Source organism: Sanguibacter suaedae (genome assembly GCF_016342785.1).
GTDB classification, from domain to species: domain Bacteria; phylum Actinomycetota; class Actinomycetes; order Actinomycetales; family Cellulomonadaceae; genus Sanguibacter; species Sanguibacter suaedae.
This window is the reverse complement of sequence record NZ_JAEINH010000005.1, coordinates 197559-213990: the sequence shown is the minus strand read 5'-3', so window position 1 is coordinate 213990 and position 16432 is coordinate 197559. Positions and strand designations below refer to the sequence as shown.

At 66.5% G+C, this 16432-nt stretch carries 4 protein-coding genes; all 4 read left to right on the top strand.

Annotation, left to right across the window (positions count from 1 at the left end):
* The first annotated feature begins 87 nt into the window (after positions 1–87).
* Genes JAV76_RS08160 through JAV76_RS08145 form a run of 4 tightly spaced genes read left to right on the top strand, consistent with a single transcriptional unit; the run spans position 88 to position 16428 of the window.
* A complete protein-coding gene (locus JAV76_RS08160; RefSeq protein WP_198733542.1) occupies positions 88–2979 on the top strand; it encodes an SNF2-related protein in 2892 nt (963 codons plus the stop codon).
* The gene (locus tag JAV76_RS08155) at positions 2979–7739 is read left to right on the top strand and encodes a DNA methyltransferase family protein (RefSeq protein ID WP_198733541.1); all 4761 of its coding nucleotides are present in this window, start codon (positions 2979–2981) and stop codon (positions 7737–7739) included. Before JAV76_RS08160 ends, JAV76_RS08155 begins: the two co-directional genes overlap by 1 nt.
* Entirely contained in the window at positions 7736–14215 is a 6480-nt protein-coding gene (locus tag JAV76_RS08150) for a DEAD/DEAH box helicase (protein WP_198733540.1), read from the top strand. The genes JAV76_RS08155 and JAV76_RS08150 overlap by 4 nt, the downstream gene beginning before the upstream one ends.
* On the top strand, positions 14215–16428 hold the full coding sequence (locus JAV76_RS08145; RefSeq protein WP_198733539.1) for a UvrD-helicase domain-containing protein: 2214 nt from the start codon (positions 14215–14217) through the stop codon (positions 16426–16428). Before JAV76_RS08150 ends, JAV76_RS08145 begins: the two co-directional genes overlap by 1 nt.
* Positions 16429–16432: the final 4 nt, after the last annotated feature.

Genomic DNA, 16432 nt, shown 5'->3' with positions numbered 1-16432 from the left:
CTGTGGTCAGCCTGTTATCGGCGACCATCGAGGGGCGTGGATCAGGGGAGATGACGCGTCCGCGTCGCCAGAGCAAGGATCATGTGCATGAGTGCAGCTGCCGGGACCGTCACCACGCTCAACGTCGCACCGGGATCGGTGGTCCGGGTCCGCGACGAGGACTGGTTGGTCACCGGCGTGGACCAGACGGCTGACGGCCCGCTCATCACGGTCCAGGGCCTCTCAGAGCTGGTGCGTGACACCACGGCCATGTTCTACGACAGCCTCGACACCATCGTGCCGTTCGACCCGTCGGCGACCACGGTGAAGGCCGATGCGTCGTCTGAGTACCGCAGGGCGCGCCTCTGGCTCGAGTCCACCCTCCGCAAGACCGCCATCCCGCTGGACGACGACTCCCTTACCGTGGCTGACGCTGCGCTCGCGGACCCGCTGGAGTACCAGCGAATCGCGGTCCGGAAGGCTCTCGACACGTCGAACCTGCGCCCTCGGGTGCTGTTGGCGGATGCTGTGGGCCTGGGCAAGACCCTCGAGATCGGCATGATTCTCTCCGAGCTGGTGCGTCGCGGTCGAGGTGACCGGATCCTCATCGTGACCCCGCGCCACGTGCTCGAGCAGATGCAGCACGAGATGTGGTCGCGGTTCGCGCTGCCGTTCATCCGGCTGGACAGCCAGGGCATCCAGCGCATCCGACAGAAGCTGCCGGCCACGCGCAACGCCTTCGCGTTCTACAAGCGCGTCATCATCTCGATCGACACGCTGAAGTCCGAGAAGTACATCCAGCACCTGCGCAAGCAACGCTGGGATGCGGTCGTCATCGACGAGTCGCACAACATCACCAACTCCTCCGCGCAGAACAACCGACTCGCGCGGATCCTCGCCCCCAACACCGAGGCGCTCATCCTGGCCTCTGCGACCCCGCACAACGGCAAAGCTGAGTCCTTCGCCGAGCTCATCCGCCTGCTCGAACCGACCGCTGTGGCACCGGACGGCAAGGTCATCGAGGACGAGGTCAAGCGCCTCGTGGTGCGTCGTCACCGCAACAGCCCCGAGGTCGCAAAGGTCGTGGGTGGAGCGTGGGCGCCACGCAAGGAACCTGTCAATCGCCTGGTCCAGGCCTCCCCGGTCGAGGACGCGATCGCGACGGAGCTGAGCGACACGTGGTTGCACCCCTCGTCCGGTAGCGCACCGGGGGCGAGCAACTCGCTCTTCCCCTGGACACTCGCGAAGGCCTTCCTCTCCTCCCCGGCTGCTCTCACGGCCACCGTCACCGAGCGGCTCAAGCGCATCAAGCCCGCATCCGGGCACACCAACCCGGAGAAGGAGGCGCTGGAGCGCCTCCTCACGTTGAGCACGACGGCGGTGAGCGGCACCTCAGCCAAGTACGACGCGCTGCTCGACGAGCTGCACCGGATCGGGGTTGCCAAGGGCACGCCGGAACGAGCGGTGATCTTTGCTGAACGTGTTCCCACACTGCACTGGTTGCGGGACCGGCTGCGCAAGGACCTCAAGATGTCTGCCGATCAGGTCCAGGTGCTGCACGGTGGCCTGACGGACGTCGAGCAGATGGCGATCATCGAGTCCTTCAAGCAGGCGTCCTCGGACATCCGCGTCCTGGTCACCGGAGACGTCGCGTCGGAGGGCGTGAACCTGCACCTGCAGTGCCACGAGCTCATCCACTTCGACATCCCGTGGAGCCTCATCCGCATCGAGCAGCGCAACGGCCGCATCGACCGGTACGGCCAGCGCCATTCACCGCAGATCACGTCCTTGCTCCTCGAGCCGACGAGCGGTCACTTCTCCGGTGACGTCCGGGTCCTCACCAAGCTCATCGAGAAGGAGCACGAGGCGCACAGTGCGCTGGGGGACGCGGCGTCGCTCATGGGGAAGTACGACGTGGAGGCCGAGGAGAAGGCGATCCGTAGCGTCTTGGCTGGCGACGTGGCTCTTGAGACGGTGGTGCACGATGCCGATCAGGTTGCTTCCCAGGGTACGGTCGCAGGGCTCTTCGCCCGCCTGAACAAGTCGGCCTCGGCCAGCGCGACGCCGTCTGCCGGGATCGTGCAGACCGGGCCCCAGGCTGGCTCGACGGGTCTCTACCCTGACGACCTGAGTTTCCTTCGCGATGCCCTCACCGAGTCGTACGCATCCCCGGCGCACGCTCTGCCGGGCGGGGTGGGGTGGTCCGAGCATCCGACGCACTCCCTGGTGGAGCTGACTCCGCCCCCAGACTTGGCGCGCCGCCTCGAGGACTTGCCGCAGAGCTACCTGTCGGAGCGGAAGGTCACTGAGCGCTTCATGCTTGCTGTGACGAAGGCGCGGGGCAAGGAGACGCTTGCGCGTGCGCTGCAGGACGAGGGGTCCACGTGGCCGGAGGCGCATTACCTCGGTGCGTTGCACCCGGTCCTCGACTGGGCCGCTGACCGCGCGCTGGCGAGCTTGGATCGGGATTCGGTCTTCGCGGTTCGCGGACCGGTCGACCATCCGACTGTTCTTCTGGTCGGGACGTTGACGAACAGGCGTGGGCAGATGGTTGCGTCGTCCTTCGCGTCCGTGGAGTTCCCGAACCCGACGAACACCGACTTCGCGTTGCAGACGCAGTTCTCGTCGTCTGCGGAGATGCTCGCGTCGGTGGGGCTCCACGAGCGGCGCTCGAACCATGGAGCGGTGGCTGGGGTGGATGCCTTGACGGCTCTGGTTGCTCCCGCGGTCCGTGCCGCGCAGGTCGAGATGGAGCAGCTGTTCGCAGCCGCCTCCGATTCTGCTGCCCAGCGGGTGGATCAGTGGTCGCACCGTCTCTCCACGTGGGAGGACGAGGCTGATGCCCTCATCCAACGTTCGGACCTCAAGGTCCGTCGCGTGAGCGTGGAGAAGGAACGCGAGCTCGTGGAGCAGATGGCTCCCTCGCAGCGCCTGGTGCGCCCTCTGGTGGTCTTGGTGCCGTTGGACCACGCGGTCGAGTCGAACGAAGGAACGAACTGATGGCGGCCAGCGATGCCCTGGTGATCGGTGAGGACTGGATCTCCGAGCACTACTTCACGACCGATGCGACGAAGGAGTCCTTCCAGGCGAAGGTCCTCGAACGCCGCAAGGCCTGGGATGCTACCGAGCACGGGGTGTCCGCCCGGGCCGTCTTCACGGGGGCGCGCGGGGAGATCGAGACGCTCCTGGGTGGTCTCCTCACTCCTGAGGGTGGCGTGGCTGTCAGTGTCGACGCGGTGCATGACGTCTACGCCCGCCTGCTCGACGTCCTCGGGTACACCGGTCCTGGGCGTGTGATCGAGGAGGAGTGCGGTGTCCGCAAGGTCTCCACTCCGGGGGTTGGCGACGGTGCGCCGCTCATCATCGTGGAGGCGCGGCCGGTTGCGGCGATCGAGGAGCTGCTGGAGAAGGACGCGCTCACGCTCCTCGAGCCCTTCGCCGTTGACGACGCGCCCGCGATCACGTCCGCGTCGCGTCTGCTCTCGGCCTTCTTCGTGCGCGACGACGGACCTGACTTCGCCTTGGTGCTGGCCGGCCGATGGCTGCTCATCACGGACAAGGAGCGGTGGCCGGAGGGCCGCTACCTGGCGGTCGACCTGCAGCTGGTGGCCGAGCGCAACGACACCAGGCGGGGCGGGGAGCTGGACCGGGCGATCGCGTGCGTCGGTGTCGAGTCACTCGCTCCGGATGCCGATGGCGTGATCTGGTGGACAGGTGTCCAGGAGGCTTCGGTCAAGCACACGGTCGGCGTCTCGAAGGACCTGCGGGAGGGGGTGCGGCGCTCGATCGAGATCATCGCGAACGAGGTGCTCGCTCGACGGTCGGCGCAGGGTCTCGGTCCGCTCGATGCCTCGTATGGGCAGGTGCTCGCGACCCAGTCGTTGCGGTACCTCTACCGCATCCTCTTTCTCCTCTACGCCGAGGCGTCTCCTGAGCTCAAGGTCCTTCCTGTAGGGGCGGGTGAATACGAACAGGGGTACAGCATCGATCGCCTGCGTGAGCTGACTCTGGTCAAACTGGCGACCCCGCGGGCGGAGGTCGGGACGCACCTCTTCGACTCGCTCGGGGTGCTGTTCGACCTGGTCGATCGCGGGCATGGTGACCAGGGTGCGGACGACGCGGGCGTGAGCGAGGGCACCGCGGGTGGCTCCGCTGTCGAGGGCCTGGAGTTCAACAGCCTGCGCGCCGACCTCTTCCGCCCGGAAGCGATCGCCCTCATCGACGAGGTCGGTCTGGGCAACCTGGCCCTCCAGCAGGTTCTGGGCAAGCTGCTGCTGAGCAAGGAGTCACGGGGCAAGGACCGCGGCTTCATCTCGTACGCCGAGCTCGGCATCAACCAGCTCGGTGCGGTGTATGAGGGCCTCATGAGCTACACGGGGTTCTTCGCGACGGAGGACCTCTTCGAGGTGGCCAAGGGCGGTGATGCGGAGAAGGGCTCGTGGGTGGTCCCGGTTGCTTGCAGCGCGGGCATCTCCGACAAGGACTTTGTCATGGAGAAGGTTGAGGCCACGGGGGAGGAGCGGGCTGTCCGCCACCGAGCGGGGACGTTCGTCTACCGGCTGGCGGGCCGTGACCGTCAGCAGTCGGCGTCCTACTACACCCCTGAGGTGCTGACCCGTTTCACCGTAGGGCAGGCTCTCGAGGAGCTCGTGACCGACGAGCACACCGCCGAGGACATCTTGTCGATGACGGTCTGTGAGCCCGCGCTGGGCTCTGGGGCGTTCGCGATCGAGGCGGTGCGACAGCTCGCCGAGCAGTACCTCACCAAGCGCCAGCGCGAGCTCGGCGAGAAGATCGACCCCGACGCCTACCCGATCGAGCTGCAGCGCACCAAGGCGTACATCGCACTGCACAACGTGTACGGGGTGGACCTCAACGCGACCGCGATCGAGCTCGCCGAGATCTCGCTCTGGCTCGACACGATGGTCGCCGGATTGCAGGCGCCATGGTTCGGTCTGCACCTGCGCCGTGGCAACTCCCTCATCGGCGCCCGCCGCGCCACCTATTCCCTCGCGCAGGTCGTCGCGAAGTCGTGGTTGAAGACTGCTGCGACCGAGGCGAGCGTAGTGTCGCTCGCCGCTGATGCTGAGAAGGGCACCGTCGGCCCCGAGGTTTCCGGTCGGATCCACCACTTCTTGCTCCCTGCCGCTGGTTGGGGGTCGGCCACCGAAGCGAAGGAAGCCAAGGACCTGGCGCCGGACGCCCGTGCGGCGCTGAACATGTGGCGCAAGTCTGTTCTCACCAAGCCCACGAAGAAGCAGCTGGACGCCTTGGTCATCCTCGGCTACCGCGTCGAGGAGCTGTGGCAGCTGGCCCTGCGTCGTCGCCAGATCGCTGAGGACGCCATCCGCCGCTCGATCGACGTGTGGGGCCGTGACACGACCGGCGCAGGGTCTGACAGCGGCCCGGTCGTCAGCCGGGAGGAGATCGAGGAGGCGCTCGCTGACCGTGACGGCTCCTATCAGCGACTGCGCCGAGTCATGGATGCCTGGTGTGCCCTGTGGTTCTGGCCACTGACTGAGGACGCGCGCCGTGTGACGACTGATGGTGGGGAGCTCCTTGTCGCGCCGCCCACCGTTGATCAGTGGATCGCCGGCCTGCAGGAGCTCCTCGGGTCCCACTCGGAGTCCGCGCTGGCGAAGCCCCGCCAGTCCTCGACCTTCGGGTCTAGCCTGAGCTGGGACGAGCTGGGTGAGGCAGAGGAGCTCGAGCGGCGCTTTGTCGGTGCCCGCGACGTCGAGGGCGTGCTGACCCGCCACCCGTGGCTCCAGGTCACGGAGCGTATCGCCGCCCAGCAGGGCTTCTTCCACTGGGAGCTCGACTTCGCAACCGTCTTCGCGCGCGGCGGGTTCGACCTCCAGGTCGGGAACCCGCCGTGGGTGCGGCCACGTTCCGACGTGGACGCCCTGCTTGCTGAGGGCGACCCCTGGTGGCAGCTGGAGCTCAAACCCAGCGAACGGGTCCGCGCGATAAAGCGCGTCGAGACTCTGACCGTCCCGGGGATCAAGGACTTGGTTCTCGACGAGACGAGCGAGGTTACAGCAACTGCAGCATTCGTGGGATCTGAGTTGGAATATCCGCATCTAGCAGGTTTGCAACCCGACCTCTACCGCTGCTTCATGGAGAAGGTATGGCGTCATGGGGCGCCAACGGGGGTCCAGGTGTTGATTCACCTAGAATCACACTTCACAGACGAAAAAGCTGGATTGCTGCGGTCTGCGGTGTACCGGCGCACTCGGCGCCATTGGCAGTTCATTAATGAGCTCAGCCTGTTCGAAATACAGCATCAGAAGACTTACGGAGTGAATGTTTACGGTCCGGAGCGGGAATCAGTAAGTTTCTTGCATGCGGTATCTCTATATCATCCGGACATGGTCGGTAGGTCGCTTTCCCACAACGGCGATGGCGTAGAGCCTGGAATTAAGGATGATGAAGGAAAGTGGGATCAGCGGCCGCACGTTGGTCGCGTCATCACCGTGGACGAGGCGGTCTTGAAGACCTGGCACGCCGTCCTCGAGTCGACGGATGTCCCTGTCATGCGCACTCGCATGCTGTACACCGTCAATAGATCGGTATCTGATGTGCTGGGCAAGCTCTCGAAGGCGCCGCGCATCGGAACTCTCGATCTGAAGTTTTCGTCCGGCTGGCACGAGAAGAACGACCGCACCAAGGGCTATTTTGAGTCGCGGTGGGGCGCCCCTGGCTCATGGGATGACGTGATCCTCCAGGGTCCACACTTGTATGTTGCTACCCCTCTATATAAGAATCCAAACTCCACGTTGCTTCACCACCTCGACTGGTCGGCGACAGACTTCGAGACCCTGGCTCCCGACGCGATCCCGGTCACGTCCTACAAGCGTGCGGGCGACGACTACGAGTACGACGTCGCCTACACCGACTGGGGCACCGAAGAAGAACCCAACCCCGCCCGCGACCACTACCGCGTCGCCTGGCGTTGCATGGCGGCCAACACTGGTGAACGAACATTGATTCCTTCGATGATCCCGCCGGGCGCGGCGCACGTCGATGGAATCTACTCGGCTGGGCTTCCCGGCGGCACGGGTGCTGCTCTGGCTGGAATTGCTGGTTTTATGTCATCATTGCTCAGTGATTTTGCTATTCGGGTTGCCCCCAAGTCGACGATCCGAATTGGCTCTGCAAGCCGGTTGCCCTATGTGGGTGATCACGTGTTCGGTGCTAATCTACGTTTGAGGTCGCTTCGCTTGAACTGCGTGAGCGAGGCCTATGCGGACTTATGGGAAGGAGCCTATGATGGCGCCTTCTCCCGCGATCAATGGGCTATAATCGGTCACGCGAAAAGTGGCCTCACGGAAGCTCTTGGCGATGTCGGCTCTCGTTGGACCTCCGACACCCCCCTCCGCCGCGCCATCGACCGCCGCCAAGCTCTTGTCGAGATCGACGCGATCGTTGCCCTCATGCTGGGTGTCACCGCTGACGAGCTGTGTTCGATCTACCGCACTCAGTTCCCTGTCCTCGTCGGTTACGACCGCAACGACTACCTCTACGACGCCAACGGTCGTCTTGTCCCGACACCGGTCCGCACTGCCTGGCGGAAGAAGGGCGACGCGCTCACCCTCGAGGAGCGCACCGCCACGAACCCGGCAGGCAACACCTACGTCTACGAGCTGCCTTTCACCTTTCTTGATCGAGAAGCAGACATGCGAGCTGCCTACACACACTTCGAGCGGATCCTCGAAGAGCAGGGTCAGGCCGTAGATCTCGAGGCGGCTCAGGCATGAGCGAGCTGCTGCCCACCCGGCAGGCTGAGCAAATCCAGTCGGGCCTCCTCGACTACCTGACCACAACCTTCGCCCTCGCCGATGCAGACGCCCGCCGCGCCCTGCACGACTTCCTCACCGAGCCGGCCTCCGGCATCTTCAAAGGCCCCTACCTTCGGCTCCGGCTGCCCTTTCAACCAGCCCCGCCCGGATGGGACCGGTTGTTGTCGTGGGAGTTGCCCTACCCGCCGTACCGGCACCAAGCTGAAGCGTTCAGCAGGCTCGTGAGCATCACCCCCGCAGGCCAACCACGCCGCCCTGAGCCAACTCTCGTGACGACCGGCACAGGGTCGGGGAAGACGGAGGCATTCCTCTTCCCAATCCTCGACCACGTGCTCCGCGCGCGCCGCAACAACACTCCCGGCATCAAAGCGCTCATCCTCTACCCGATGAACGCCCTCGCCAACGACCAAGCCGCCCGCCTGGCAGAGCTCATCACCACACGCCCCGAGCTCGCCGGTGTGACTGCCGCCCTCTACACGGGGCAGCAGGACGAAGTCCGCACCGTCGTCACCGCCGAGGGCCTCATCACCGACCGTGTCGTCATCCGCGACACCCCGCCAGACATCCTGCTCACCAACTACAAGATGCTCGACCAGCTCCTGCTCCGCCACGAAGATCACCACCTCTGGCAGCAGAGCGCCACGTCGCTCCAGTACCTCGTCCTCGACGAGTTCCACACCTACGACGGAGCGCAAGGCACCGACGTCGCCATGCTGCTGCGGCGCCTCGGTATCACCCTCAAAGCGTCCTGGCCCACGGATGCCCATGCCCTCGACGCAGCCGGCCTCTCAGCGGAAGACCACGCGCGCCCACTCGGTCGCATCACGCCCATCGCCACATCGGCGACGCTCGGCGACAAAGGCGACCCGCAAGTCATGCTCGACTTCGCGACCACCGTCTTCGGTGAGACCTTCGACGCGACCACAGTCGTCGGAGAATCCAGACTCACCCTCGACGGATGGGCAGACGCCGCCGCTGCGCACCGCGTGCGCGCCGCAGGACTGAGCCCCGTCGCCCTCGCGGACCTCGACCACCCCGAGCTGATCGAGAAGCTCGACGCAGTCCACGACAGCCCTGACCTCGCCACGACGTTCCTTGCTGCCGCCTTCGGCGTCGACCAAGCAACACTTCATGCCCTTATTGGTGCTGGCTCCGTGTCACTCCTCGACCTCGCCAAAGCGCATCCCGCCGTGCAGCAGCTCGTGCGAGCTACCTCCGAAGCCCAGGCCCTCGACGTCCTCGCCGACGAGCTGTTCCTCGAACACCGCACGACGATCACCACGGAGCACGCCCTCGCGATGCTCGTGCACCTCACCGCCGCCCTCTCGCACGTCCGCGCCATCTCCGGGCGCCCAGCGCTCACCGTGGACCTCCACATGTGGGTGCGTGAGCTCACCCGAATCGACCGTGTCGCCGCCGCGACCACCAAATATCTGTGGAGCGACGACGGGGGAGTGGAACTGGGGGAGTCCGACGCCTTCGCATGGGAAGGACGCCCCGCCTTTCCCGCCCTGTACTGCCGGCACTGCGGGCGCTCAGGATGGGGCGTCGAGCTCGCACCCGTCGGTCACGACCTGCACACGGACGACACGTCGATCCGCCGCAACCACGCATCACGCAAAGGACGGTTCCGCGCGCTGCTCTTCGCACCCGGAGAAGCCGACCACTCGCTCTTCAACGAGGCCGGACCAGACCCGGAGACCACCAACCTCGCCTGGCTCCATGTCCGCCAGCGCACCTTCCTCACCGCGCCCCCCGCCGACGACGACCCCGACCTGCTCGACGGCTGGATCCTCCCCGTCCTCACCCAGGTGGGACCAGACGCAGACGACCTCTCCATGAAGGACCACTGCCCCTCCTGCCAGCAACGCGACGGAATCCGCTTCCTCGGATCCGCGATCGCCACCCTGCTCTCCGTGACCCTCTCGACGCTCTTCGGAGACGCCCAGCTCGACGCCGCAGAGAAGAAGGCCCTCGTCTTCACCGACTCAGTCCAGGACGCCGCACACCGCGCCGGGTTCGTCGAAGCGCGATCCCACACACTCACCATGCGCGCAGTACTCCGCGCAGCCGTCGGAGACATGCCCCGATCCGTCGACGAGATCGTCGACGAAGCCATGCGACAAGCCGGTGACGACCCCTTCCGCCGATACCGCATGCTGCACCCCGATCTCGTCGACACCACCGGCTTCAAGACGTTCTGGACGGCAGACCGGCAGCTCACCATTCCGGTTGGGGTGCGAAAGAACGTCCGGCGCCGAGTGCTGTTCGACACCATCCTCGAGGTCGGCCTCTTCTCGCGCATCGGGCGCACGCTCGAGGCCACCGGGTCGGTAGCCATCGGCGTCGAAGCAGGTACTCCCGCGCGGCTCGCAACCATCGGGCGTCGTGTCCTCACCGATGGGTCGAGCCAAGAACACCTCGGTGAAGGCCTCGTCACCGTTGGCGACGCCGATCTGGTCCGGTGGGTCCGCGGGACCCTCGAGCGCATGCGCGAGCGCGGAGCGATCCAGCACGAGTGGTTTGCCAAGTACATCGGCGAGGACGGCAACAGATACCGCCTGTGGGGCGGGCGCACCAAGAACCAAGGGATGCCCGCATTCCCGCCGGGACGCTCCGCCCCAGCCTTCCCGCGCACCGGACCGGCCACAGGAACCAAGGATCCGCTCCTGGACTCCGTCACCAGCCCGCAGAGCTGGTACACCCAGTGGACCGCGCGCACCCTCTCGGTTCCCGTGCACTTCGCTGGAGTCCTCGCCCGCCAGCTCCTCGACGCACTCACGCGAGAGGGCGTGCTCACGGCTCTCCCCACCAAGACCGGTACCGTGTACGCGATCCCGGCCAGCGGCGTCGTCGTCCACCCCACAACCGACGAGGATCTTGCCGCGGGCAGGCACCTCCTCGTCTGCGACACGTGCCGGCACCAGGTACCCGTGACCGTCGAGGTCCACGGACAGATGGACGGCGCACCGTGCATGCTCGGCCGGTGTCCCGGCCGTATCCGCCCCGAACGCCAGGACACCAACTTCTACCGCACCCTCTATGCCTCCGCCGACATGCGCCGGATCGTCGCCCGAGAGCACTCCAGCCTCCTCGACGACGAGACACGGCTGCGGTATGAGAACGAGTTCAAGGTCGGGGAAGCAAGCCCGGACGCTCCGAACGTCCTCGTCGCGACCCCGACACTCGAGATGGGGATCGACATCGGGGACCTCTCGACAGTCCTCCTCTCATCGCTCCCACGCACCGTCGCCTCCTACCTGCAACGCATCGGACGAGCCGGGCGCCTCACCGGCAACGCCCTGTCGTTGGCGTTCGTCACCGGACGCGGCGAGCACCTCCCGCGGCTCGGTGACCCCCTGTCGATGATCAACGGCCAGGTGCGACCTCCCGCCACCTACCTGTCAGCCGAAGAGATCCTCCGCCGCCAGTACACCGCCCACCTGGTCGACGCCTTCGCGCGCGACAGGGCACGCCCCCACCCCAAGAAGGCGACCGCCGCCATCAGCAAGACCGACCCCGGGACCTTCCTCGGGGAGCTCGCCACCGTCGCTGAGACAGAAGCCGAACAACGCCTCGATACGTTCCTCGGCGCCTTCTCCGATCTCGGCGACGATGCGGTGGCACTCTTGCGGCGCTGGGCCACGCCCTCCGCCGACACAGGGTCGAGCGGAATCCGCCTGCACCTCGAGACCGCTTCCGCGCGGTGGAACCTCGCGGTGCAAGACCTCAAGCACCAGATCGCGGCGCTGGAGAAGGCCCTGCCCAAGCTCAACGTCGCCGCGGACCTCCCCGCGGCGAACGACGATGACAAGGCTGCGGCCAAGTCCGCTGCGGGCACGCTTCGGCTGCTCCGCGCCCAGCTCAAGGACCTCCGGGGCGATCACTGGATCGCCGTCCTCGAGGAGTACGGAATCCTCCCCAACTACACGCTCCTCGACGACTCGGTGACCCTCGATGTCGCGCTGACCTGGATCGACCCTGACAGCGGCAAGTTCGAGAGCGAGGCCTACGACTACCAGCGCTCCTCCGCGAACGCGCTCCGCGAGCTCGCCCCCGGGTCGACCTTCTACGCCCGGGGGATGGAGATCGTCGTCGACACCGTCGACCTCGGCCCCGACGGACAAGACGTCCGCGACTGGTCGCTGTGCCCGTGCTGCGGGTACGCCCAGGAGATCCACACCACCCAGCCAGCACCGACGCAGTGCCCGCGCTGCCTCTCCCTGGACATCGCCGACGCCAAGCAACGCGTCAGAGCGCTCGAGCTGCGGCGCGTCTCCGCCGAGGTGCGCCGCGACGAGGCCGCCATTAGTGACGCCCGCGACGAACGCGTTCGCCAGAGATACAGCATCGTCGTCGCCGCAGACATCGACCCGACCACCATCGTCAAGCAGTGGTTCGTGGACGGCTACGACTTCGGCGTGAAATACCTCAGCCACCTCGACGTGCGTTGGTTCAACACCGGCAAGCTCGCAGGACTCGGATCCACCTTCGCGGTGGCCGGGAACGAGTGCCCAGTCGGCGGGTTCCGAGTCTGCGCGGCCTGCGGTCACCTCAGCTCAGGGGACGGCACCAACAACACGCGTGAGCACAAACCCTGGTGCGTCTACCGGACGAGTGCCCAGGAGAGCACAGTCGACCTCATGCTCTCCCGAAGCCTGCGGACCCAAGGGCTCGTCATCCGACTACCCCACTCCGTGACCAGCGCGGACACGTTCGCCGAACCCAGTCTCTCGGCCGCGGTCATGCTGGGATTGCGCGAACGCCTCGGCGGCTCGCCAGACCACATCACGGTGTCGCTCATCGCCGACCCACTGCCACCCACCGCCGGTGGCCCGGGGGGCCAGACCGCGAGGGCCCTGCTCCTCCACGACTCGGTCCCCGGCGGCACCGGGTACCTCGCAGGTCTGAGCGATCACCACACGATGTGGGACGTGCTCACCACCGCATGGCAGATCCTCCGCGACTGTCCCTGCTCGCAGGAGTCCCGCCTCGCCTGCCACCGGTGCCTGCTGCCCTTCGCCGACAACCGGCCGGACACCGTCTCGCGCACCGTCGCCGAACGTCACCTCCGAGACATCCTGCTCGGTGGAACGCCAGGCCCTGACGGTCAGGACGACGATCCCCACGCCGTGGCCCCCGGCGACGCATCAGGGTGGAACGTCACCGAGATCGAGCCGCCGAGCGGAGCCCACGCCTCGCCGCTCGAGATCCGGTTCCGCACCCTGTTCACACGACGACTCCAAGCCCTCGGCGCCACCGTCAAAGAACTTCCAGGGCCGCACGGCAACACCCTGCAGATCACCATCCCAGGCGGCCAACGACGTTGGTCCTTCGAGCCAGAGCTGCCCCTCGGACCGGTCAAGCCCGACTTCGTGCTGCGCTGCGACGACCCCAACGTCCCTCGCGTGGCGATCTTCACCGACGGGCACTTCTACCACGCGAGCCCAACGCACAACATCATCGCCGTCGACTCCGAGAAGCGTGCCGGGCTGCGCGACGAGGGGTACGTCGTCCTTGCGCTCACCCACGCCGACCTCGAAGCGAGCGAGACGGCGGGAGCGGGCGTCGGGTCCGGGCACGGGCTCGCTCCGTCGTGGCTCTCCTCGCACACCGTCGAAGTCCTCATGGAAGCCGGATTCACCTTCCCGCCATCCGCTGTCGAAGCCGCCAACGGAGGAGCGATCGGATTCCTCATGGCATGGATCCAGAAGACCGACACCACCGGCACGAGACAGCTCGCCGACACCCTGCCGTGGTTCTTCGCGCCCATGGCTGATCAGTGCATGCTCGACGCCGACACACCGCTCGAGACGCACGCCGCACACCACCTCCTCGGAGAACCCGACATCACGGGAACGACAGCCGCATGGAGATGGCGAGAAGGGCCGCTCGTGCTCCTCGCCCGGGCACAGGGGGAGGAGCAGACCAGCAACGTCGAGCTCGCCATCCTCCTCGACGACCGCGACGAAGCCGTCACCGGCCCCGACCACCGAGCCGCGTGGCAGCGCTGGATCCACCTGTCGAACGCCATCAACCTACGCACGCACACCACAGTCCTCGGCGCCCTGAGCCAGATCGACCTCGGAGCAACCGGAACCCCCGCCGCATCCCTCGGACAAAGCCCACGAGTGGACCTCGCCCACGAGTGGCGAGTGATCCTCGAAGCCGACCCCGCCGCAACCGGGGGCCACGCACCCCTGTCTGCCTCTGAACGGGAGGTGCTCGTCCAGCTCGAACGGGCCGGCCTCCCCGCGCCAGAGGTCGGCGAAGAAGTCGAAGACGGGATCCCCGTCTTCGTGTGCTGGCCCACCCTGAAGGTCGCACTCGACCACGACCTCGACCACACAGACCGCACCGACCTCGTCAGCGCAGGATGGACCGTCCTTCCGCTCGATAGCCCCACGCTCAGCGACGCCCTCCTGGAGAAGTGATGCCCAACATCATCATGTCCAAGTCGAGCAACAAGCTCGAACCCTCGTTGAAGAAGAAGGCCTACGCCTTCCTCGAAAAGCTCACCGAGAACGACGCCTCCCCGGGTCTCCACATCGAACCCATCCACAACTCCGTCGACCAGCGTGTGCGCACCGGACGGGTCGACGACTTCTTCCGAGCAGTGCTGTTCAAGATCACCGGAGCTGCCGAACCGACCTACGTCTTCCACGGCATCTGGCCCCACGACGACGCCATCGCTCTCGCGAAGAAGACGACACTCACCGTCAACCCCGTCAACGGGATCACCGAGATCCGAACCGTCGAACCCACGAGCGAGACGACGTACGACACCCCGGCCGAGGCACCTCGCGAACCACCCGTCGTCGAGGCCGTCGACGATGCGCCCCACCCCGTGCTCGACGCGCTCGGAATCACGAGCACCGACCTCGTCGACCTCCTCGGGATCGACCGGGACCTCGCCGATGCCGCGCTCGCTGCGACGACCGAGGACCACCTCCTCGAGATCGCAGGCGGCGCGGTCGAGTGGCAAGGCCTGGCGCTGATCGACCTCGCCTCCGGCCACAACCTTGCGGAGGTGCGAGAGCGGCTCGCCCTGGACCAGCCCGTCGAAGCCTCCACGAACGACGACGAAGCCATCCTCAGAGGCCTCGACCACGCTGCCGCCAAGCTGTCGTTCACGTACATCGAGAGCAACGACGAGCTGCGGCGCGCGATCGACGAAGGAGACTTCGGCTCCTGGCGGGTGTTCCTCCACCCCGAGCAGCGCCGGTACGTCACGGGACGGTGGAAGGGCCCTTTCCGGCTCTCCGGTGGTGCCGGGACAGGCAAGACCGTCGTCGTCCTGCACCGTGCGCGATCGCTGGCGAGAAGCGGCCAGGGCCGGCGCGTCATCGTCACCACGTACACGACGAACCTCGCCGACGCGATGAAGCGAGACCTCTACCGGTTGGACCCCCAGCTGACCGTGTCCAACACCCTCGGCGACCCCGGGGTCTACGTCGCAGGAATCGACGCACTGGCAGCCCGAGTCCTCAAGCACGCGGGTGAAGCAGGACACGTCGCCGCCGCGGCGGTCCTGGGTGCAGGAGCCCGTGTCGGTGCCCTCCGACCGGGCAACGCCCGCTGGAACGAGGTCCTCGACATCCACGGCGACGAGCTCCCCACGGAGCTGCGCAGCGCGTCCTTCCTCGACGCCGAGTACGCGACCGTCGTGCTGCCGGCACAGATCACCACCGAAGCCGAGTACCTCAAGGTCCGCCGGCCCGGCCGAGGCGTCTCTCTGGACCGGGCCCGACGCCGAGCAGTGTGGAGAGTCATCGCCGCATACCGGAACCACGGAGCGCTCGACCGTCAGATGGACTTCGACGAAGCCGCAGCAGTCGCCGCCGAGCACCTGAACTCGCTCAGCGTGAACGGCAGCGGCTACGTCGCCGACCACGTCCTCGTCGACGAAGGCCAGGACCTCACACCCTCACGATGGCGGCTGCTGCGTGCCCTCGCCGGACCCGAGCAACGCCCGGACGACCTCTTCATCGCCGAAGACTCCCACCAGCGAATCTACGGGCAGAAGGTCGTGCTCTCCCGATACGGCATCGCGATCGTCGGCCGCTCACGTCGACTGACCCTCAACTACCGCACCACCGCCCAGAACCTCGCCTTTGCTCTCGGTGTCCTCGCACCGGGAACCTACACGGACCTCGATGACGAGCAGGAGAAGTCCTCCGACTACCGGTCCGCGCGGTCAGGGCCCGTCCCGTCCCTGCGTGCCTGCACCGGAATCGCCGAGGAGTACGACCACGCCGCCGACACCATCAAGGGGTGGTTGGCTGGAGGGGTCGTCCCCGACACCATCGCGGTGCTCGTCCGCGACCGACTCCTCCGCGACAAAGTCGTCGCAGCCCTCGGAGAACGAGGAGTGGGCGCACGAGCCGTCGACCGCGAAGAGATCAAAGGTGGCATGCCGGTCGTGATGACCATGCACCGATCCAAGGGGACCGAGTTCTCCCGCGTGCTGCTCTTCGGAATGAGCGAAAGCTCCATCCCAGCAGGACTGCGCTCCGAGAAGTACTCCGAGAGCTCATGGAACGACGCGATCCTCCGCGAACGTTCCCTGCTCTACGTCGCCTCGACACGTGCACGAGACGAGCTCGCGGTCTCGTGGAGCGGAGTCACCTCGCCTCTCCTGGCCTGACGGT

Excerpts from the sequence above, each read along its gene's own strand:
- JAV76_RS08160 (WP_198733542.1), top strand. The coding sequence starts at position 88 with ATGAGTGCAGCTGCCGGGACCGTCACCACGCTCAACGTCGCACCGGGA.
- JAV76_RS08155 (WP_198733541.1), top strand. The coding sequence starts at position 2,979 with ATGGCGGCCAGCGATGCCCTGGTGATCGGTGAGGACTGGATCTCCGAG.
- JAV76_RS08150 (WP_198733540.1), top strand. The coding sequence starts at position 7,736 with ATGAGCGAGCTGCTGCCCACCCGGCAGGCTGAGCAAATCCAGTCGGGC.
- JAV76_RS08145 (WP_198733539.1), top strand. The coding sequence starts at position 14,215 with ATGCCCAACATCATCATGTCCAAGTCGAGCAACAAGCTCGAACCCTCG.